The sequence below is a fragment of the Bacillota bacterium genome (assembly GCA_013314855.1).
Taxonomy (GTDB): Bacteria; Bacillota; Clostridia; order Acetivibrionales; family DUMC01; genus Ch48.
This window is the reverse complement of sequence record JABUEW010000029.1, coordinates 1-22,844: the sequence shown is the minus strand read 5'-3', so window position 1 is coordinate 22,844 and position 22,844 is coordinate 1. Positions and strand designations below refer to the sequence as shown.

The window sequence follows — 22,844 nt, the reverse complement described above, 5'->3', positions numbered from 1 at the left end:
GAAGAGGGGATGTGAGTTAACCAATGTATACATTGATTTTAGGCCATATGGGGACGGATGCATATGCGCCACGCAATACTATGCCTGCATTCGAACTTGCTATTTCAATGGGAGCGGATGGAATCGAATTGGATGTGAACCGCTCCGCTGACGGTATTATTGTAGCCATACACGATGAAACCATCGATGATACCGGTAATGGGAAAGGCCGAGTAGATCAAATGACGCTAAAACAACTGCGGCAATATGATTACTCTTACAAATTCAGCAGTCAATATAAAGGAGTAACCATCCCAACGCTTGAAGAAGTGTGTGCTTTTAGTTGATGAGCACTATGTTGAAAACTGCCGTCGTTTGGGCCTAAAAGTATTTTCATGGATTGTTGATGATCCGGTTAAAATAAGACATATGCTTAATTTGGGTGTTGATGCTATTATTACCAACCGTATTGACATCGGGCTTCGTGAACGTAATAATTACGTACACAGGATTTTGGGTTAGAAAGAATTGATTGCTTTCTTTCTATTCCCCAGCCTTAGCCTTAAGTGGAATCCACATCTCCACCACCGAGTCAGGATTATCAATACCCTTGAAACGTGCGCCATAATATTCAATAACAAAATACGCCCCCGTTTTTTCATCACGTATCTGTGTATATTTGTTCGCATTCTCTTTTAGCCATGCGTTCATCTCTTCATTAGAACTATCCCACCCTTTCGACGGGTATATATCAAATATCACGTATTTACCTGCCGGAATGTTATATAGTTCATAATCATCCGTCACTTTAGCATTTGCGACTGCTACGCCGACAAAACAATCACATTTGCCATTTTCATGATACATGCGGATTTCATAGCCGTCGTCATTCACCTTGTTTGAATGCGGGATTCTGCCGTCCTTTTCCGAAAATCTCTTCCACAGATCATATGTCTTATTGCCGTCACCACTTATGCCTGCGACAATTATTTGACTTTTCTCTACAATAACAGGTTCCATTTATATCCATCCCCCTTTCAATTTGTTTTTATTATACCTTACCAAATATGACAACAGTATGTCAAATTGGAAATATTTTTGGAGAGCGTATATTTCGGCAGCATCCGAATAAGCCGGAATACGCATAAAAACTGGCAATATTCATCAATAGAATGTGCATTTACCAAAGAATGTGTATTTACAAATTATTTTTAATGTATTCTTCTTATAGGAAAATACGCATTGTTATGCTCTTTTTGAAGTTAACAAAAATATTTATGAATTATTTATAACTCTCTTTTGAAAACTCCTCTTTTAAGCTTAAGCCGCTTATCATCTCTTAATGCTACTATGCTTCCGGGAACAAAACATAAATTAAATCCGTCTTCGTCTTTATTTTTAATTTTTTGAGGGATAGCCGTTGTATATTCTAGTTGTATAAAAGCTTCTATCCTTCCTTTTAATAAGTCAACTCCACAAACATCTATATAATTTACTATTGAATTGTCAATATTTCTGAAATATCCATCCTTATTTATCTGCCACATTTCAAGTTCGTTTTCTCCAATATCTTTCTTTGATTCTAATCTTAATCTCCCAAGTCCATATCTTACATCTCCACCAACAAATATTTCTAAACCTTCATGTAAAAATTTTTCATAACTAACATCAGATAATCCTATTACTCCCTTCCAATTAAGATTCTTAACATTATCTTTATTATCTTTACTTTTATTAAGGATAACTTCAATTTCGTGAAGAGATTCGTCTTTGCTAGTCCTTGTAATAGGCATAATTGCTGTAGATATATATGTATCAGTCAGTTTTGCTCTCAACTCCGCTTCAGTATATCTTTTTTCATTAGCATGATCTATATAATACAGTTTTCCTTTGCAGAATTCGGGTAAAAATATATTATTATCAAAAACCGGGTAAAAACATGAAATGTACTCGAATTTTTTCTCTGCATCATTATAAACTTCTTCAGTTGCCCCGTTTTTCAAACTATATGCATTTACCAATGCTCCCCACATTGTATAACCAGGAATAAAAATTCTGCTTTCGGAAATAACTCCATAATTATATTTTCCAATGTGAATTGGTGTAAGCTGAATAAAGGTTAATTCCAGCCATTTAATATTACTCATGTTCATCACCTAGTGTCTTAAGATGATACCTTGCATAAATCAAAGCTTTTTCTAATAAATCTCTAAAGAATAAGAGGTCATGTAAGTTTTTTGACAATTCTTGGAAAAATTGTTCATCCTTTAAGTTTTTATAGTTTGAAGGCAAAAAAGATTTTATTATATTAACAGGATTTTCAATAAAAATTTTACTATATTTATTTTTATTATCTTCTTTGTCTTTGCTTAAGCAAAATACATAGTAAGCATATACCCCGTCGTTTGTTAAAACTCCCAAAGCTTTATCTACATGATTTGCTAAATTTTTTCTTGTAGACTTATTACTTTCATCTTTTATATCTTTATATATTTTATACCCTAATTTATTAAGCTCCGAATCAAGATTCTTTACCATTGACATCTGCTGTCCCCCCTTATTGTTTATTATCATCACTGCTTATAAACATTTTTATACGTCCAAAACCTCTTGTTGTCATTCCTCCTATTCCAAAGCTCTCATAGTATTTTGAAGACAACTCTAATGCTTCTTTTATATCACACAAATTGATCATATCCTTCGCCAATGGTCTGTCTATAAGCCTTATTTCTCCATAAAAAACCGTACCTCTTGGTATAGCTTCTGAAGTAAATAATGCACTTTCTCGTGCAGCTCCCGTAAGAGGATTTATCGAAACAGAAGTTCTCACTTCAAGATTAGAGTTAATTATGTGGGATATAAGACTGTCGGGAACTATTACTGAATTATTTGTAATATGTTTTTCAATATATTGATCTAAACCTTTCAAAGGTAATGTTTCAATTTTATTTGTTTTATAGGGTAAATTAATCCATCCCAGGTTTATAGTTTTTGTTTCAGTGTCGTTTTTTTGTACATTTTCTACTACCATAATGACCTCTTCACCATTACCTGAATCTACATCTTTAAACTCAATTCCAGCAAATTCTAATACCTGTGGAGATGTAATCCACTTAACACCAAATCTCGTGTAAACCGGGAAAAACAGTATATTAAGGTCGGAGAAGAAAGCGATGCCCTGCTGTGATCTTGATCTTTTGTTTTTAGAATATCCAAAAGTTTGACAAACAATACAATGGCCGCAGTGTCCGGAATTAACTTCGTCTATTTTTTCAATTTCTTGATAATTTTCATAATATTCATTTGGGTTATCATCCTGTCCTGCACATTTCATCAAAGCATATCTATTGCCTTCATATTTCATCCAATTCTGAATGTTTTGCCCTTCGTTTAACAATTCTTCCATTTTCTTATCTTTTCTGTTTTTTAAATCCTTTTTATAATCGTCTTTAAAAGCCGATTGAAGTACTAATGCCATATAGAATCTCATAGTTCCAGCAAAACTTGAGCCAGGAATTTTGGGTATTTGGGTAGTTGGATCCCTTACTATTGTATTATCAACTCTTCCTATTGTATATCCTCCCGTTCCAATATATATTGGGTCGGAAGCTATAGCATAGATTTTTAAATTCTCCATACATATATTCCCCCTTAAAGTTTTTTTAAGGCTTTATGCCAAAACTCATACATATCAATAAACATCATTAAATCTTTCTTAAAATTTTCTGATGGTGTATTTGCAAGTTCATCCCAGTTATCCTTACCGAAAATCGTTGAAAATTCATTTAACTTATCTTTATCACCTTTTAAATCAAGAATATTTATAAAGGACGAAAGCATAAAATGTTTCAGGCCTTCAGTTTCATTTCCCCATTCTTCGATTTTGGAATACATAAGACTTATAATATTTTGGAGCCTGGTTTTGCAGTTTTCTTTATTGAAATATTCAAAAAATTTTTTAAATAATTTCCATTCGGTCCACGTATATGGTCTATTCTTTTTTTGAGTTGCTCTTTTCCCGTTTTCCCCGTAAAATATATCATTTTTTCTTGTATTTACATCTAAAAATTCAAAATCAATTGTATTTGGATATATATAAAATTTTTCATCTCCTGCTTTATCAACTGTTGTATCAATCCAAATATTTTCTTTCTTATCCGGGTTTATATAAAATTTATATTTCCCGTAATTGCCATTAACTTCATAAAGTGAATATACATCTCCCAGAGGTTCTAATATTTCATGTTTATTTTTACAATTAAGCCCTTCATTTCTGAGAGTATCAAGCTCTGTAGTACTTATTTCTTTTTTAATCTTATCAAAATCATCTATATCTCGCTTTATATCCCTTAGAGCTTTAAGTCCAACATATATAGGTTTTTTATAATCCTGAATAATTACACCTATATGCAAAGGCAGCTTGCCAATAACATATTTGAAGCATTCATTGTATCTTTTTTGGACTGTTTTTATTATCTGAGGTATACATTCGGAAGGCACTATAAACTGCCACATGATTGGAGTAGGATCCATTATTGAAATATATGGCAAATATTTTTTATATGTTGCATTTTCTCTTCTGAGTTCAATTTTTCCATCGATTTTTTCATCATGCTTATCATACTGACTATTTTTATTTTTATACTTTGGCTCAATAGATAGCTTGTCTTTTATCCAATCGCAATTCTCGGATTTTATTGCTTCGTGTACTTCCTTGTGAATTTCACTTTTTTCCCTCTTATCTTCCTTTTTGATGTTCCTAATTATATCTATTGCCTGTTCGATTGATGATATAAGGTATACATTGCCGAAATCATCCGTCATAAATTCAAGTCCTTTATATTCATACTCTCTGTTTTTTTGATTATCTTTCAAATTGTCTATATGCCACACAATTCTTTTGATTCTCCACTCTTTTTTATCCTTATCTTCAAACATAAAACATAATAAATCTTTTTTTATCTCATCCAGAAATTCTTTGGTTGTCTCTGTTATTCTTCTTAGCCTTGCAGGAGAAGGATTTTTCCTTATTAAAAATTGAAGTAATATTCCGGATAGAAAATCGATATCATCATCAGATAGCTTATCCCATTCAATTTTTCTATTTTTAAAGTCTACTTTTGTGTTCAATTTCTCTCTAATTAAAATTTCCCACCTATCACCTACAGCCCGTTCCAACAAAATGTTATTAATTTGGGTTTCAAGATAAGCAAACGAAAAAATGTCAGTAACCAATTTCCAGCCTGTGTTGTTTCCGTAGTGGTTTTTAAAACTGGGATTTTTAAAATTTATTTCCTTGCTCTCTATTTTGTAAATAAATTCTCCTTTTTCATCGTAAATAATATAATTATCATCATCTTTATTTTCTTCATTTTTTTCTCTTATAAAATGCCAGTTCCTCTTCAAAAAGTCAAAAAATTCATTTCTAAATAATTCTTTCAACCTCTTATCATCTTCTTTTTGCAAATCTTCATTGAATATATTTACTATTTTTCTAACAACATCATCATGAGGGAGCTTTATTCCATCTTTATCAAACAAATTAAGAAATTCGCCTATAACTGTTCTATTTTCAGAATAAAATCCATAAATTTTTGATAGATTTTTCTTATCTCCCAGCAAAAATTGATTATAACGTTTTTGCATATTCGCCAAAAGTTGTTTGATGGTATTTAAATAATCCTTATAGGATACTTGATTATGAATGACATCATTCATAATCAAGCTATTTAAAAAATCTCCATTTAACCATTCTTGCAACTCAAATTTTAAAGTAATTAGCGCAATACGCCCTTTTTCATCTTGCAATTCTCCTGTCCATATAGTTTCATTTTCCGGATTTTTAAACCATTTCACCATTTTTGATTCTTTTCTATCTGAACACTGATCGCATAAAATCATATTATCTTCGCCGTCTTCCTTCTTTCCGGGTTTTATCCCACATACCTGGCAAATACCGTTATAATTTATATTACTACAACTTAGTATGCCTTCACAGAAATTTTCTGGCAAAGTTGGCTTAAGGAAATTTTCTTTTGATTTTTCGATAAGATAAGCTAAATTCATCGTACCTCTTGATGACCTAGTTATAAAAATAGAAGGGTAAATTTCATCAGCAAATACTTTATTGAAAACATCTAAAATATTTTCTTTTACCATGTATAAATCATTATGTAATCCGGATAATTCTTTATCTTTCTCATGTGAAATATTTTCAGGAACAATGAAATAAATTCCTGTCTCATCTCTATATATTTCGTTGCCTAAAGCATATTTTTCTTCAATTATTCTTTTTATTTCCTCATCGCATTTATTTATATTTTCATTATACCAGGATATAAAATGAGACTTTAAAGATTTGTTTATTAATGATAATTTATCATATTGTATTCCTAGGATGCTCCATTTTATGTTTTTAGGAGTTTCATATTTCTGGCATTTATTGTTATCAAGCAGCATTGCTGCAATTGATGCTTTAAATAAAGAAGCTGTCATATACGCCTGATCCCATAATGTCACATCATTTGCGGGAAACCTGCTATCACTTAAAAGATAAGAATACCGCTCTTTTATTTCTTTTAAAATAAATTGTCTTATCTCTGTCCAGTTTTCATATGTTAAATTATCAGGACCATTTCCAAAAGAAGATAGTTTGTTCCCTAGTTTTGAGAAAAAGCTCCGGCGCTTTTCATCAAAATACATTCTTTTTACATCTCCATTAAAACTTATCTCTTCATTAAAACTGCCAAAAGCGTTTGATATCCATAAATTATTAAGTTGTTTTTTAGGTACTCCCTTATCTATGCCTGAATTTATATTTTCACAACCCCTGAAAAATATATTATTCAATTTATTTTGTTTTGCTTCCGGTAATGCATCACCATATATAATTTCATATAAAAACATTTCTTTAATATCAAATAAGTTAAGGTTCAGCTTTGTTTTGTATATAACTTCCTTAAGTTTATCATTTGCTGAATTCAAATCTTTCTCAAATGGACTAATTCCATCCCTTTCCTTATAGTAATCTCTATAACCCCCAAATACTTTATATCCATATTCTCTTTCAAAACAATTTTCATCTATGCTAAAATATTTTACTTTTTGGCCTGTAATCTCATCTTTTTTCTCTCTCCAAAATCCTATATGTGTCTTCCCAAGATTAAACAATAACGCTCCAATTTCAGCTTTTATTACTTCAATGCGCTTATTAAAAAGATTATTAATATTAAGGTTATTCACCGTCACACCCCCCTAATATTACAGTATAATTTTGATCCTTCCGGTATCAGCTTTGCATATCCCCAACCAAGCTTTGTCTTTGCACCAACACCATGCTCAGTCAATGTTTTCTCTACGATATCCTTAATAAAAGCAATATCTTCTTTAGCCTGCTTTTTAATTTCACTTTCAGGAAGTAATACTGCATCGAATGGTATGTATATTATCTGCAAATATCCTTTTGTTCCTTCAGGTACAACTTCGAAGTATATTGGAAATTCTCCTGCTTTTGTTTTCCTGTTATGTGGATTTATCACCTCAAGAGTTATTCTATCAAAATAAGTTGGATAAAAAACTGTTCTGCCTTTGTATACAGAAATATCCTTTAGGTCGCTTGATTTTATCTTTTCATCTATCAGTTCAATAAGCTGGCTGATCAAAGTCTTTTCTTTACGTTTTACAAATAAGCTGATTCCTAAATCAAATAAAGCATATTTAACCAGCTGTTTTTCCAGATTAGGCGTTGATATGTTTTCATTTTTGCTTTTACTTTCTACATACTTATCCAGGACGTCTTTTAAATCTCTAAAGTCTTCCGAACCTGTACCAAATATCCTATATATTCGAGCATATATATCTATAATTTCTTCAATTGTTGAGGTCTCGTCTTCTATTCTTTCTTCCAATATTTTAGATGCACTATTCAACAAGTTGCCTTTCCATGCACTCCCTCTTATCATAGGAACTTTATATACTTTTTCTTTTAATACTGGATTATCAATAATATAAAAGTCATCATCGTCCCTAGAGAAATATGGTGATATAAGTTCAAACTCCTGATATAAAATGAAAGAACCCGGTATCAGAGAATTTGCATAGTTTTTTATTTCTTCTTCCTTCTTAAATATATTCGATATAGATTTTAATTTTGCAATGATTTTAGTATCTATTGTATAGAAATTACGATAATTAAAATTTTTTAGCATCTTATAGTATTCCAATGGATAATCACTGTATTTAATTTTTGTGCGACATTTTTTATGTACCTCTTCTTCAAAAAATGGGAAATCCTTTTCTAATTTTTCCTTATTGTAATGTTGTTCATCGTCATATTTAGGAATAAAGCCGAAATATCTATTTACATTTTTATATTTATAGGCATATTTAATAAAATGAAAATAATTATTCTTGAAGTCATTTTTTGTTATTTCTTCATTTATTACTTCAAAAAACATGCTATTCACTAACCACACCTTCTTTTTTTTATCATATCTTCATCTAAGAAAGCTAAAGAAATGAACCCATACTCATAACTATTGCTATCTACTTTATTTATCCACGGTATTATTTTTGTAGCATTGGTAGGGTCCTTAGTAGTTCCAAAAATATAATGACGTAAGTTTTCGTTATCACTTAAATTATTTCTCCAATGAGCCTTCTCTTTTAACAATTCTTCAATTAGCTCAGCAAAAAAATTGTTATCATTATATTGTCTTTTATTTTTTATATAGAGACCAATATTTGAAATAGAATACATATCTTCTATTTTGTTATATTGCTTAACAGCTTCCGAAATACCTTTATCTCTAAATCCATAATTAGTTAATCTGAAAATCCGATAATCTTTAATATTACCAAAATTGTTATCTTCTAGCTCAAATTTAACTCTCCCGAAACCAAGATTATTTTTTGCTCCTAAATATCCATACTTTTCTATAAAATTAAGTAAAGGACAAAAAATTCCATTAAATATATCTTCATCTGCGATATAAAACTCAATTGTAAAATACCCATAAAAATATGCCGGTGGGAAAAACCAACGTGAATATTCTTTTTTCTTTGAACGCCTTATATTTTCTGAATAATATCTATCTTTTGGTACATATATGCCTCGTTTCAGATTCAAGTGATTATCTGCATCTATTTGGCTAATACTTTTTATTGCAATTTTGCTCTTTAAACCGTTACATCCGAAAATCTGGGAAGGTAAAGATATTTTTTCATATGCTTTAATTTTTGCTTCATTTAATGATTTCCCTTCTGCTATAATTTTTAAAACATCATCATTATATTTTTTTAAGTTAAGATTTTCATCTTTGTAATTATAACTACTAGGCAATTGATTTACAGCTTTTAAAAATATTTCGAACCAGAACCTTAGACTTCCAATTATAGTTTGAGGTTTTATTTCGTTAATACCAAAGGCATCACCCATGTAAATAGGGGTTACAGTATTGACACTGATTTTAGTAACCATGGTTTCACCATCCATTATTTTCTTAATATAACATTATTCTATATAAATTATGAAAATCCTTCTAAAAAATAAAAATTCTTTTGTTTTTTAATTAAATAGTTAGTGTTGCGTATTGATATGTTTTCAAGCCCAGCAAAATTCAGCATAGGCACATGATTTACAGTAGTGGCTTTTTGCCGGTTCAGGAGGTCTTTCCATGCTTGTTATGCTCAAGATGTCCCTTATCACCGCTTCTATTTCTGACTTTTTCTCTTCATCCAGCACCACCCGCTCCCTCTTTTTTTCTTCAGGGAATAGAAGCAATCCTTCAGCTGCTATACCCTTTTTATCCAATTCATACAAATAGAAGAGCAGCTGCATTTTTGAGCTTTCAATAAACTTAGAGGTCTTTTTTATCTCCTCCACTATTACCGTTCCGTTTATATTTTCAATAATATCCAATTTCATATTTTCTAATTCCAGTTCTTTTTCTTTTCTTGAGTATGAATGCTCGTGTATAAACCTTCCTATATCCAGAAGCTCGTTGTCCTGATCTGATGAAATATTTCTTGCCATGAGCCATACTTCCCTCTTGCATATGCAATAGTACCAGACAAGGGTACCGGTTACTTTTTCATGTTCTTTTGCATGATCGATATTCGGTTTAATTTCCTCCATACATAATACCTCTTGTTTTTACCTCATATAAACATTTTCGTATTATTTCCGCACTGCCTACTGATGCGGAACAACATATAAAATAAAGTGAACATTATATAACGCAATATCAAAACATATAATAATCTTCTTCCTGCCGGTTAAACCCTGTAGTTTCATTATACAAACTTACGCAGTCAGAATAGGGCAGTGAAATAATATTTTCATAATGCTCATCTCTCGTAAACTTTCTATAATATTTGACAGGTAAAGATATTGTATAATCCTTTATTGTATTTTTGACTTCCAATACCAAATTTCGTTTAGTTTTGTAATCTTTTTCCTTCAAAGCTTCCAGGAACTTCTGATACGCTTCTTCTATATAATTATCAATCCTGAATATTACATCAATATAACCCTGATTGTTTCCTATTAAGGAGAATTTATTTATAGGTATTCCATAATCACCATCAAAGTTTAGGCTTTCTATCGATTCAATAATCCTTTCTGATTTCTCAAAGGATTTATTTCCCTGCACCCTATTAAAGTACTCATTAATTAAGTTATAATATTCCTTTTCTTCAATAAAATCATACTTACTTAAAAGTTCAATAGTTATATTAACAGATGTGCTTCCATATATTTTATAAGAATAAAGCTCATTATTTTCATTTACCATTTGAGTAACATACACATCCCCCATATTATTCTTACCATTTCTGTTACACCTACCGGCACACTGAATTATGGAATCAAGAGGTCCTATATCTCTTATTACCAAATCAAAATCAAGGTCAACTCCTGCTTCTACAACCTGGGTTGATACCAGGACTACCTTTTGCTTGTTTTCCAATCTTTCTTTTATTTCTTCAATTCTTTTCCTCCTGTGTACAGGTAATATATTGGAAGAAAGGTATTCGGCATTAATCCCTTTTTCCTTCAATAATTCAAATACTTTCAGCGATTGGTTTATTGTGTTGCATACAATAAGGCAGGATTTACCACAAATTATGGGGACATATTCATCAACAAACTCCTCTGCTGTAATTTTCTCCATCCTTGGTACTATCCGCGTCCTATTAAACATATTAAAATAAGCTAGAGCGTCATCAAGCAGCTCCTTTGCTTCAGTTAAAACCAGAGGTTTTGTCGCTGTCATAAGAATTATTTTAAGGCCAAGATTTTTCACCGCAAGTTTTAAAACATAATCAACAAGTTTATAATATTCTATGTCAACTGCCTGGACTTCATCCAATATGACAATTGCATCCTTCATACTGTTTAGTTTCATCAACATTCTGTTTTTATTGCTTACCAATGTTTCCAATAACTGTACAAAAGTAGTTATTATTGAACCGCTTACCCAGTTATTAAGCAACAGTTCTGCCTGGTCTTTCTCATAATCTGTTTCAGATGTATTATATATAACATCGGCCAAGTGATGGTGTTTTATCAAATACCTGCTGTTTTCTCTCTCATAGTCATTATAATTGTTATATAATTCATGAATTGATTGATAGCTTTGATCAATAATAGAAGTAAAAGGAAGGGCATAAATGATTTTTCTCTTCCCCCCCAATAATTCATTTAATTTTAAAGCCGCAAAATAACCGGCAAAAGTTTTACCGGTACCCGTAGGAGAAGTTATAGAAAATATGTCATACTTTTTGCCATTTTTCTCTATATTATTTATTACACTATTAAAAACGTTTTGCCTTATATTTGAAATCTCTGATGTCTGACCTTTAAATTTTCTTATTCTTATTTCATCCAAACTTCTAAACAAAGCATATTTCTCGCCCGATATAACAGTGTTTGAGGCACTCATCTTATCAGCAGAAATCAATGACGAATATAAAGTGTTATGCAAAAAGTAGTACTCGCTTGATTGCTGTTTTGACATTTTAAACTCAATTTGTTTTAGTTTCGATAATATTTTCTCTATGTCGCTGTTATTTAAAAATTTTTCAAAAATTGTTCTGTAGTCAATAAATTCAAAATCTTTTCCGATTAAATCCCTGTTAGATTTTATATCTTCCAGCTGCTTTTTAGCTATTTCATTTTTTTTATGAAGACTCATACTAAAAGCTGATGGGGATATTTTAATTGTTTTTGGTAAATCTTTTGATACATTCTCAATATTACCATGATGATGTAAAATTGCACTAAATATTATAAGGGGAAGAATGCTTTCTTCCCCCAGGATGTTAAATGCGACATATGCCCCAAAAACAGCAGATATAAAGCCGTGATTGGTGAAGGGGCTCTTTTTTTTGGTATCAAGATATTTTTGAAAATATGTTGTATATTTCCCAAAGTCATGGCATATTGAAAGTATTTTAACGGCATCTCTTTTTATTTTATCAATTCCATCAACCTGGCTTTCTGCTATTTTCATCACTTCATTAATATGTTCTATCATTCTTTTTGGCACAGGTTGTTTGTGTGAATAAAATACCATAGCACAATCGCCTCGATAAATTACTTTAAATCACTTTATAATTTTTATAATAATTGCAGATTTGTATAATAGTGTATTACATAAAAAGTATATTTTCACCTGTTTCTCTTATAATAAAATAATTCCCTGCAACTTTAACATTTAAAGGGTTTAAGTTTTCGTCATATATGTATGACGCTGTTTCCTTTATTTCCCTCCCTGTCCCAAAGTCTTTGGGCATTCTATCTTTAAAAAGTGAAATCCCGGGTTCTAATTTAAGCCCTTTATCCATGATATAGTTCTGGTCAATAACAGTTGCAGTCTTTAGGAAGTTGCCATTTCCATAGCGCTCTTCCAAATCAAATACACCAACTAATGCAAAGTCGGCGTTAAAAGGTGCGGCACCAAAATATGGAGGGTATACCGAAGCTTTTGTTTTCAGGCTTTCATATAACCTGTCCATAATCTCTTCACTTTCATGCTTTACATATATTCTGTATTTTACGCCTTCATCCCCTACAACTATCTCAAAAGGTATCTGGGTATGTTCTCTAGGACATACTAACTCAGTTGTTGTAGTTGCCCTTATATAGTTTAAAGACTGCATGATTTTTCTTGTCTTACTCATTTTGCGGACTGCAATATCGAGCTTGTTGCATGAGAACAATTCATAATAGCTATCTCTTGCATATCCCAAAATGGCTGCTATAAATCCTGCAACAACAGTCCTTGGAGGTATAGAGTATGATAAAGATGAAGAGTTTGTGTAGAACTTTCTGAAATGAGCACATACTCCATACATATCAAATACTATCAACTTCATTTATATCACCCGACTTCAATTAAGTTGAAACCTTCCAGCGCTTTGCAAATATCCACCTTCTCGCCAGCTACTCTAATGTCAAGGTTTTTATCCATAAAATAAGCTATTTTGTATATCTTGTTTTTATTTGCTTTAAATTCATTTATTAAATTTCCTATCTCAATATAAAGTTCGTCTATATCCCTTATACTCGGATTTTTCTCTACAAGCTTCAAATGTTTTCTGAAATCCCCTATTATGCTCCTGTCATCTTTATATTCTACCCTCATATATAGCCTTGGATATTGCCCTATCTTGCTCCTTGTTGCCTGAAGAGGGATTGCGTATTTCATAGCCTCATCCAATAACTTTATGTCACTTTCTGATAATCTAGTATGTTCTGCCCTTTTACCGCTTATTACTCCAAAGAATGCAATAAATGAGTACTTGACACGAAAATCTTTTCCTATTGTTCCCTGTCCCTTCTGTTCACCTGCAGAAAAATGAGAAGTAATGCTTGCTTCAAGGAGTTCCACTTTATTTAATGAATATCCCCAATTAAACTGGACAGGACCAATAAACGACTTGTTTTCATTTTTCACAGGCATTGTCGCACCGAAAAGCCTTACATCCACCCAAGCATTAAAAATTTCCTCTTCCGTAAAATTCTTAAGTTCATCAACTCTTGCTTTGGGCGTGACTGATTTGTCATCCACCTTTCTTACAAATATATCGTGTCCATTGTCAAATAAATAATCTCTTATGTACCTCTTCAATCTTAAATCCGATACCAGATTGATTTCCCTATCATAATCCATCCGGGGTCTGTTTTCCTCATCGGGATCGCCGTTTGGATTAGTAAATTTTGCATCATACAAGAACAGTATCTCACTATTGTTCATCTGTATTTACCTCCTTATAAATTGGTCTTGTGGTTGAATATGCATACCCAGAAAGGATATAAAATAAGTTTTCATCCTTGTCTAGTTCCCAGCAGTTTAGGTTTGAATCCAGCAACTTTTTAAATTCATGAAAAATAACTTCATTATATATAAGAATTTTTTCTTGTTTGAGCTTTGCAAAAACATCTCTCGCCAGCCTGATAATCTTGTTTTTATCAACGCCGTTAAAGTTGATTTTATTTAGTATAGGCTTTTGACCGTCTGCTGACCTTTTATACTGTGAATTGCCAACTTCGCCTATCAAGTACCCCAAAAGGAACATCGCTGTCTGTTGCTGGTCATAACCCATTTCATGAATATAGTTTTTTATATCGTCTTTTAAATTTAATGATTCCAATCCCACATTTTCACCTCCTTTTAAACATCCCATAAATTCAAGGAATTTTATATAAAATATTGCGTCCAGTATTGTAAAAGCCAGATTTTGCTTTTTGGTTGTAATGTTATAACCCGGTTTTTCAAGATATATAATTTTAAATACATTTTTAATATTTTTGATTATTGCTCGCTTTGATAATCTCCTCCCTGTAAACAATGCATCATATATATTAAGCACATTTCTGTATTCTGTAGGATTTCCTGAATCTAAGCGAACAGGAGTCATATAGTATACGGTTTCCAGTGACGGATGATTAGAATAGCTTTCTCCTATTACATTACCGGCAAGATTGTCAGCATTACGAGAGGAATTATAAATCTTTTCAAATATTGATGGTGATACATCTTTAATCAACCTCAGTATTTTAGTAGCCGATTGTGAAGTTCTGTAAAACATAAAATTCAACAAGAAACTGCTCTCTTCACCTTCAAATATGAGTGTATTTTCAAATAGGGCATTTTCAATGTCAGCCCTCAATTCTTCTATAGCTCTTAAATTTTTTACAGTATTAAAAGAATCAGTAATTTTCTTTGTTATTCTGTATATATCATCCTTGTTAAGTTTGCTGTTGTATACAAAATTTGGTATTATATATACTCTAAACCTTGCTATATTTGTATCAAGGTTATTGGTAATAAAATTCTCACCGGCTTGTATTGCATTTATGCAATTTTCGCAGAGCAGCATGTTTTTATGGTAATTTTTCTTGTCCACCTGGTTTGCGAATATCATCTGATTGGTTGTATAATATTTAATCTTCATTTTTGATGTATCGCTGCTGACATTTTCTTTTGAAAGGCAAACACTGCATATTAATTCCTGGGGTAGTCCTTTTTTGCCTTTTACTGCCATTGACTTCGGTTTCTTTGAGAGGATCACTGCATCCCTATATTCTTTTAAATCGGATAAAGGCTTGTTGTTGATAAGAATTGTGTAAAGGCCTATATCGTTATAGGTTGTTCCGTATCTGTTCTTGAGGTAGGACTCAAATTCTTTGGCAACAGCTGCAAGAAGCGCTTTTCCTTTATTTCCTCCGCCATTATTATTCTTTATGATTTCATCATATATCTGATTTATGGTTTTATCGCTAAAACCTGCTTTATTGATATCAAGAATATATCTGTATTTTTTATCTAGGCTCTCATCAGCGATTACATAAAACTCTTCCATTATTTCCGATAGTAATTTATTTATCTCATCTCCAAGGTTGATATCATACAATCTTTGAATTGTTTCACTTAAATGATAAGGAACCGAACTAGAGGTTACATACCACTGTGGAGAATTAGGCCCATCCGCTGACCCTATAAATAAATATTTTTCTGAAGAATTGCTGTCAATTTCCTCATTTACATCAATATAAAGCTTTTTAGCCGATAAATCAAAGTTGAATTTCAGGATGTGCTGTTTTTTCCCTCTTTTTTCAGGCTCTACCCGTTTAATGATATTCGAAAGAATATCTCTTTCATCCATTATAATGCTTCCTAACTGAGTTATCTCCTCAATCAACTTTTCCCCCTCCTTGACACATTTACACATATTAAAGTATTGTATTTAACACTTTTTAACACTTACTTATTCAAAATTTCAAAGCAATTAATATATGTACAAATCAGCGTTTATGTTTATTGTCTTTGATTCTTTGCCATGTAATTGCAAAATATGTTTATTCAATGTTATCGACTATTTCAATTTATAATTACATATATTACTATGATGAGTGTTTTAATAGTTCTTTTCTAAATTAAATTCTATATACTCCTATATAATAATAGATTTTATGCCTTTTCTTCTGTAAATCCATAAAAAAACAGTGTAAATAATTCTTAGTTGTATATATATATTTTGTCAATATATTAATATTATGTATATTCTACACAATATATAGAATTTCCTTCTTTTTTTTGTAATTTTTTTATTTTAATCTTAGTTTGGCGTAAAATTTTTCCATATATAATTACGTTAAGGGTTTGTGTGTAATGACAATAATTTATTTTGTCACTACACTAATTTTTTTATAATTTTACCAACGAATTTTTTATCTATTAACTTGTTTAATCCCATTTTGCTTAATAAATCTTTCTGCTTGGAGTTTGGCTAGAAAAATTGCCCTTGGTAAGAAATTCAAGTTTCAATTCCTTATAGGTACCATAAAAACAGAATTACAATATCACCTTGCAAGAATGGAATCACGAGTTTCAATTCCTTATAGGTACGATAAAAACTTTCATATCATCCCCTTTTGCTGCCTCAATCTCCGAGTTTCAATTCCTTATAGGTACGATAAAAACTCCCATTCAGGCAAATTAACACCTACATTATATTCTATCCTGAAAACTCCCATTAATCCAGTCGAAAGCAAAAAAATCTCTACTAAACCTGAATCCATGGGTCCCAGGCACTTAAATTATTAAAATTATTATATATAAAAGGATATTATCAGGCACTTATCTCTTCTTCGATAGTTACCTTATATCCCAGAGCTTCAAGGCGTTTCACTGCTCTACGGACAATATCCTTTTTCTTTCTTTTTTCAAAGTAATCAGCACCTAAATCATAAAATGTTCTGTTATCTCTTAAAATGTAATATGCTATAGTCAGAATAGAGTGTCCTACAGCTACGGCTGCACGGTTCCTGCCTCGCCTTGCAGCAAGTCTTTTGTATTGTTCCGAAAGGTATGTGTTCTTGCTTCTTCCTGCCGCTTTTGCACACTCAACCAGTGTACATCGCAATGTATTATTGCCCTTCCGTGTCTTTCCACTCTTCTTCTTGCCAGCGCTTTCGTTGTTACCGGGGCACATTCCTGCCCATGACGCAAGGTGTCTTGCACTCGGGAATGTACTCATATCTATCCCGATTTCTGCGATGATTGTTTGTGCGCTTCGCTCTCCTACCCCGGTTATCGCATCCAGCGCAGCCACCTTTTCCTCAAAAGGGCGCATCCTTCTCTTGATTTCTTCGTCCAGACCTTCAATGAGCCCATCCAGATAATTGATATGCTCCATCATCCTGGTTAGGATCATTCGCTGATGTTCACCCATCATCCCTTTGAGAGCACGTTTCAAATCTTCCGTCTTTTCCCTCATTTTCCCCTTTGCAAACAACACCAGCTTGTCTACATCCTCATTTCCTTGAATCATCGACATCAACATCTGTCGCGCTGATACTCCATTAATGTCACTTACCACCGAACCCAGTTTGATATTCGCTCCCTCAAGTACTTTCTGCAAACGGTTCAATTCTCTTGCCCGTTCATCTATCATACTCCTGCGATATCTTACCAGTTCTTTTAATTCCCTCTGATCACGACTTGGAATATAGCTCCCCTTCAACAGTCCGTGCTTTAGTAAGTCTGCAATCCATTCCGAGTCAGTCACGTCGGTCTTACGCCCAGGCACCGCCTTGATATGCTGAGCATTGACTACCATTGCCGGTATCCCCTCCATTTCCAATAGGTTGTATACAGGCTTCCAATACGACCCAGTGCTTTCCATAGCCACCATCTGGCACCCCTCGCTCTTAATCCAGTCAATAAGTAATAGCAAATCCTCTGTTACCGTGCCAAATGTCCTTGTTTCCTTCCTATTGCCGGACCTGATACAGGCAACTATTTTGTCCTTATGGACATCCAACCCACAACAACGCTCGTATATTACTTCCATCCCTACAACACCTCTATGGCTGTAATATTCGGCGCAGCTTCCCGAACATTATTAATCTACCCTGCGTGCTCATCTTTTAAGATGGCAACAATTTGTGGTACAAGCAGGAAGCTGAAATCAGTCTAGTTCACGGGCTTAAAGCACCAAGAAGACTCGATCTTCTCCACCGTACCAGTATTATACCGCAAAATCAACTCGTTTTCATCTGTTTGATGGTGCAACTTGTGTTGCATGTTTGTCTAGTTTCAATTCCTTATAGGTACGATAAAAACCATAGTTGTATTGGCTGCCAACAGCACAATACGGGCAGGTTTCAATTCCTTATAGGTACGATAAAAACTGGACGAAGGACAAGAGGTTATACAGTGCAATCTAATGTTTCAATTCCTTATAGGTACGATAAAAACTGACAAAAAAGCAATGCAATGCTAAAATACAATCAAGGTTTCAATTCCTTATAGGTACGATAAAAACACAACAAGAGGTACAACAGGGGGTACAACAACAGGGGAGTTTCAATTCCTTATAGGTACGATAAAAACTAATGTCGGGGATAACGTGGCGAGCATGACTAATACAGGTTTCAATTCCTTATAGGTACGATAAAAACACTTATTACAGTAAAATATTAATATAATATAATTAAGTTTCAATTCCTTATAGGTACGATAAAAACGACCTGACAGCAGCAGTTGTAATCTTCCAGGTGCGTTTCAATTCCTTATAGGTACGATAAAAACAATTTTGTTGCTCCTCCATATTTAAGAGCCCCTTCTTGTTTCAATTCCTTATAGGTACGATAAAAACAATTAGTTTTAGTTGACAGCAGTATAATTATATAGGTTTCAATTCCTTATAGGTACGATAAAAACTGGGCAAATGGATTTGGCTCGGTATTCAAGCTGGTATGTTTCAATTCCTTATAGGTACGATAAAAACTAAGACTGAAAACATGTAAGACTGTTCACACTTTGAGAGTTTCAATTCCTTATAGGTACGATAAAAACAAAGTGTAAACGATACAGAAATATACTTCGAGGACAGTTTCAATTCCTTATAGGTACGATAAAAACGTATTTGTTCTTTGCCAGACAAATTTATATGTCTTGGGTTTCAATTCCTTATAAGTACGATAAAAACGGTGTCCGTTGAAGGAGGTTAAAAGCGTATGAACGAGAGTTTCAATTCCTTATAGGTACGATAAAAACCCAGATGATGCAGGAGAAACTTGCTACACAATTGGCCTGTTTCAATTCCTTATAGGTACGATAAAAACTGTCGCTGTATTTTGCAAGCTATCTGACTACTGCATGTTTCAATTCCTTATAGGTACGATAAAAACGTGCCAGTTGAGCCGAATACTTATTATTATGTTTCTCAGTTTCAATTCCTTATAGGTACGATAAAAACCTTTTGTTGATTCTGCGTCTTTATCGTCTGGATGAAGTTTCAATTCCTTATAGGTACGATAAAAACAATACGCATACATGCAGAGGATATGCTTGTATGTGCGTTTCAATTCCTTATAGGTACGATAAAAACTACTCTATATTCGCTCAACACGATTCTACCTCCTTCGTTTCAATTCCTTATAGGTACGATAAAAACGACAGCCATCAAATTGGCCGCTCTCAATTTTGCCAAGTTTCAATTCCTTATAGGTACGATAAAAATGGAAAAATTGTAATGGGTAAAGCGAGGGATGATGAAAGTTTCAATTCCTTATAGGTACGATAAAAACCTATTTTTCAACCGATATCCAAAAGGCACTTTGCCACGTTTCAATTCCTTATAGGTACGATAAAAACCGGCATTCTTGTTGTTGAAATAGACCCGATGCTTTGTTTCAATTCCTTATAGGTACGATAAAAACACATTACAGCTTCACAAAGAGTTGACAGCGAAGTAGTTTCAATTCCTTATAGGTACGATAAAAACTCGGCATCACGGCCTGGGCCTAGTTCGGTAGGAGAACGTTTCAATTCCTTATAGGTACGATAAAAACCCAGTCACCAGTGAAAATACCAATGAATATCTTAAAGTTTCAATTCCTTATAGGTACGATAAAAACTTCCTGACCCTGGCAATCCAAAATATCCATATATTCCGTAGTTTCAATTCCTTATAGGTACGATAAAAACAAACTAGCTATTACTGCAATCCAAACATCAATTGGAAAGTTTCAATTCCTTATAGGTACGATAAAAACTATATTCTCTTTTATATCTTTATAGAGTAACTTTATGTTTCAATTCCTTATAGGTACGATAAAAACTGAATATGGGCCCGATTGAAGGCGGGGATAAACCAAGTTTCAATTCCTTATAGGTACGATAAAAACGAATGGTTTGGCATTGAAGCCGTAAGTCCAAAGGACAGTTTCAATTCCTTATAGGTACGATAAAAACGGAAAAAGAAAATTATGATAATACATTGCCAGGAGCATGTTTCAATTCCTTATAGGTACGATAAAAACGAAAAAGCTAGAACCGCAAGGACTACAGGGCAAATACGTTTCAATTCCTTATAGGTACGATAAAAACCAATACGGGAAATTGCACGAAAACGGATGTGTTGAACTGTTTCAATTCCTTATAGGTACGATAAAAACTATGGATGGATATACAATTTGGAGGAATGGGAAAAGTTTCAATTCCTTATAGGTACGATAAAAACGTTAATCGGGAAAAACAAATCACAAATGCAGCAGGGAGTTTCAATTCCTTATAGGTACGATAAAAACCATAAGTCAACAATTTTATTCCAAAAAATATTCCGTGTTTCAATTCCTTATAGGTACGATAAAAACATATATATAAAATAATAATATAAAATATAACTTTTATCTGTTTCAATTCCTTATAGGTACGATAAAAACAAAAACCATATTTTCTAAACTCTATTTCTCTTCTAGTAGTTTCAATTCCTTATAGGTACGATAAAAACGCTAACTCTCCTATAACCTTCAGTAAATACTTTATAGAGTTTCAATTCCTTATAGGTACGATAAAAACGGCAGTTTGTTAGTGATAGATTTAATCCAGGTAGTAGGTTTCAATTCCTTATAGGTACGATAAAAACTATATATCTTATCTCCATATCTTTTCCTGTATTCTCGTTTCAATTCCTTATAGGTACGATAAAAACTTGAAGTTATTGACGTTTTAGATAGACTAAACAGTAGTTTCAATTCCTTATAGGTACGATAAAAACGGAAAGTGGAGGGCAGGGCCTATAATGATAGATGAATGTTTCAATTCCTTATAGGTACGATAAAAACGAAATGGAAGTTAAGAAAAGAAAGTTAGAGGAATTGTTGTTTCAATTCCTTATAGGTACGATAAAAACGAAGAGAAATAGAGTTTAGAAAATATGGTTTTTTTAGTTTCAATTCCTTATAGGTACGATAAAAACGTAAAGAATTTACTTAAGGCTTATACTCAAGATGAATGTTTCAATTCCTTATAGGTACGATAAAAACATAAATCAAAAAACGTCATACCAAAAAGCGGCAGATTAGTTTCAATTCCTTATAGGTACGATAAAAACCCTGTACTGAAATTATGGGAAAATGAAATATAGATAAGTTTCAATTCCTTACAGGTACGATAAAAACTATTTCATATGAAGAATTCAATAAAATACTAAAAGAAGTTTCAATTCCTTATAGGTACGATAAAAACACATACGAAATAGGAGAAGAAGGCACACAGTTAATATTGTTTCAATTCCTTATAGGTACGATAAAAACTGGAGGGCTACTATTGGATTTTATAACTTTTAAACGGTTTCAATTCCTTATAGGTACGATAAAAACACATACGAAATAGGAGAAGAAGGCACACAGTTAATATTGTTTCAATTCCTTATAGGTACGATAAAAACTGGAGAAATTGATTGAAAAGAGATATGTGGAAATAGGTTTCAATTCCTTATAGGTACGATAAAAACTTTGTTGAATTTTCCGTTCACCTTTTTGGGCGCACGATGTTTCAATTCCTTATAGGTACGATAAAAACTTCTATCTCAAATGTAAATGGCTCAATGTTAAGTGTAGTTTCAATTCCTTATAGGTACGATAAAAACCATTATCTTTTGGAGCATTCTTATTCATTGATGAGGCAAGTTTCAATTCCTTATATGTACGATAAAAACACGGCGAAATCATAGACAAACTGAACGCTCTTGGATAGTTTCAATTCCTTATAGGTACGATAAAAACGATAGCATTTCCTTCACAGCCGAATTTCGCCATTGTGAGTTTCAATTCCTTATAGGTACGATAAAAACACTGGTACGCCCTCCCGCAGCCACGAATAAACACACGGTTTCAATTCCTTATAGGTACGATAAAAACTTACGACTGACAGACAATTAGTGTTATAGGACAGAATAATTTTCAGTAAAAGCAATATTTTAAGACAATTTAATCTTCAGTGACATATTCCAGCATGGAAAATAGCTGGTACAAAATCATTACAGTATTTTATCAGGTGCAATTAAGG

At 32.6% G+C, this 22,844-nt stretch carries 16 protein-coding genes and 1 CRISPR repeat array; of the genes, 3 read left to right on the top strand and 13 right to left on the bottom strand.

Features of this window, described 5'->3' with window-relative positions; all coding sequences use genetic code 11:
- Positions 1–23: 23 nt before the first annotated feature.
- The gene (locus HPY74_07045) at positions 24–326 is read left to right on the top strand and encodes a hypothetical protein (GenBank protein ID NSW90420.1); all 303 of its coding nucleotides are present in this window, start codon (positions 24–26) and stop codon (positions 324–326) included.
- Positions 301–501 (top strand): hypothetical protein, encoded by a 201-nt coding sequence (locus HPY74_07040; protein ID NSW90419.1) that lies wholly within the window; start codon positions 301–303, stop codon positions 499–501. Before HPY74_07045 ends, HPY74_07040 begins: the two co-directional genes overlap by 26 nt.
- A gap of 21 nt (positions 502–522) precedes the next feature.
- Here HPY74_07040 and HPY74_07035 read toward each other — a convergent pair whose 3' ends face one another.
- From HPY74_07035 to HPY74_06980, 12 genes are all read right to left on the bottom strand, one after another.
- Complete coding sequence (locus tag HPY74_07035; GenBank protein NSW90418.1) at positions 523–999, bottom strand: GyrI-like domain-containing protein; 477 nt, start codon at positions 997–999, stop codon at positions 523–525.
- Between the two features lie 266 nt (positions 1,000–1,265).
- The gene (locus HPY74_07030; GenBank protein NSW90417.1) at positions 1,266–2,126 is read right to left on the bottom strand and encodes a hypothetical protein; all 861 of its coding nucleotides are present in this window, start codon (positions 2,124–2,126) and stop codon (positions 1,266–1,268) included.
- Positions 2,119–2,517: a hypothetical protein gene (locus HPY74_07025; GenBank protein NSW90416.1), complete on the bottom strand. Its 399-nt coding sequence runs from the start codon at positions 2,515–2,517 to the stop codon at positions 2,119–2,121. The genes HPY74_07030 and HPY74_07025 overlap by 8 nt, the downstream gene beginning before the upstream one ends.
- A gap of 19 nt (positions 2,518–2,536) precedes the next feature.
- A complete protein-coding gene (locus HPY74_07020) occupies positions 2,537–3,616 on the bottom strand; it encodes a hypothetical protein (GenBank protein ID NSW90415.1) in 1,080 nt (359 codons plus the stop codon).
- A 14-nt stretch (positions 3,617–3,630) separates the two neighbouring features.
- Entirely contained in the window at positions 3,631–7,221 is a 3,591-nt protein-coding gene (locus HPY74_07015) for a CRISPR-associated protein Csx11 (GenBank protein ID NSW90414.1), read from the bottom strand.
- Between the two features lie 2 nt (positions 7,222–7,223).
- Positions 7,224–8,444 carry a hypothetical protein gene (locus HPY74_07010; protein ID NSW90413.1) on the bottom strand — a complete coding sequence of 407 codons (1,221 nt, stop codon included), beginning with the start codon at positions 8,442–8,444 and terminating at the stop codon, positions 7,224–7,226.
- On the bottom strand, positions 8,444–9,457 hold the full coding sequence (gene cmr1 / locus HPY74_07005; GenBank protein ID NSW90412.1) for a type III-B CRISPR module RAMP protein Cmr1: 1,014 nt from the start codon (positions 9,455–9,457) through the stop codon (positions 8,444–8,446). Before cmr1 ends, HPY74_07010 begins: the two co-directional genes overlap by 1 nt.
- A gap of 123 nt (positions 9,458–9,580) precedes the next feature.
- Positions 9,581–10,114, bottom strand: coding sequence for a CRISPR-associated protein Cas4 (gene cas4, locus HPY74_07000; GenBank protein NSW90411.1), 534 nt, complete (start codon positions 10,112–10,114; stop codon positions 9,581–9,583).
- 109 nt (positions 10,115–10,223) lie between these two features.
- The gene (gene cas3 / locus HPY74_06995; protein NSW90410.1) at positions 10,224–12,554 is read right to left on the bottom strand and encodes a CRISPR-associated helicase Cas3'; all 2,331 of its coding nucleotides are present in this window, start codon (positions 12,552–12,554) and stop codon (positions 10,224–10,226) included.
- A 76-nt stretch (positions 12,555–12,630) separates the two neighbouring features.
- Positions 12,631–13,350 (bottom strand): type I-B CRISPR-associated protein Cas5, encoded by a 720-nt coding sequence (cas5b, locus tag HPY74_06990; GenBank protein ID NSW90409.1) that lies wholly within the window; start codon positions 13,348–13,350, stop codon positions 12,631–12,633.
- Between the two features lie 11 nt (positions 13,351–13,361).
- Positions 13,362–14,237, bottom strand: coding sequence for a type I-B CRISPR-associated protein Cas7/Csh2 (gene cas7b, locus HPY74_06985; GenBank protein ID NSW90408.1), 876 nt, complete (start codon positions 14,235–14,237; stop codon positions 13,362–13,364).
- Positions 14,227–16,215 (bottom strand): TIGR02556 family CRISPR-associated protein, encoded by a 1,989-nt coding sequence (locus HPY74_06980; protein ID NSW90407.1) that lies wholly within the window; start codon positions 16,213–16,215, stop codon positions 14,227–14,229. The genes cas7b and HPY74_06980 overlap by 11 nt, the downstream gene beginning before the upstream one ends.
- Before the next feature lie 554 nt (positions 16,216–16,769).
- Between HPY74_06980 and HPY74_06975 the strand changes: the two genes are divergently transcribed.
- Positions 16,770–17,090, top strand: a complete 321-nt coding sequence (locus HPY74_06975) for a hypothetical protein (GenBank protein ID NSW90406.1) — start codon at positions 16,770–16,772, stop codon at positions 17,088–17,090.
- A 25-nt stretch (positions 17,091–17,115) separates the two neighbouring features.
- Here the strand turns inward: HPY74_06975 and HPY74_06970 are convergent, their stop codons facing one another.
- Positions 17,116–18,339, bottom strand: a complete 1,224-nt coding sequence (locus tag HPY74_06970; protein NSW90405.1) for an IS110 family transposase — start codon at positions 18,337–18,339, stop codon at positions 17,116–17,118.
- A 242-nt stretch (positions 18,340–18,581) separates the two neighbouring features.
- Positions 18,582–22,696: direct repeats of the CRISPR family, unit length 30 nt; unit sequence GTTTCAATTCCTTATAGGTACGATAAAAAC.
- Between the last annotated feature and the right edge of the window lie 148 nt (positions 22,697–22,844).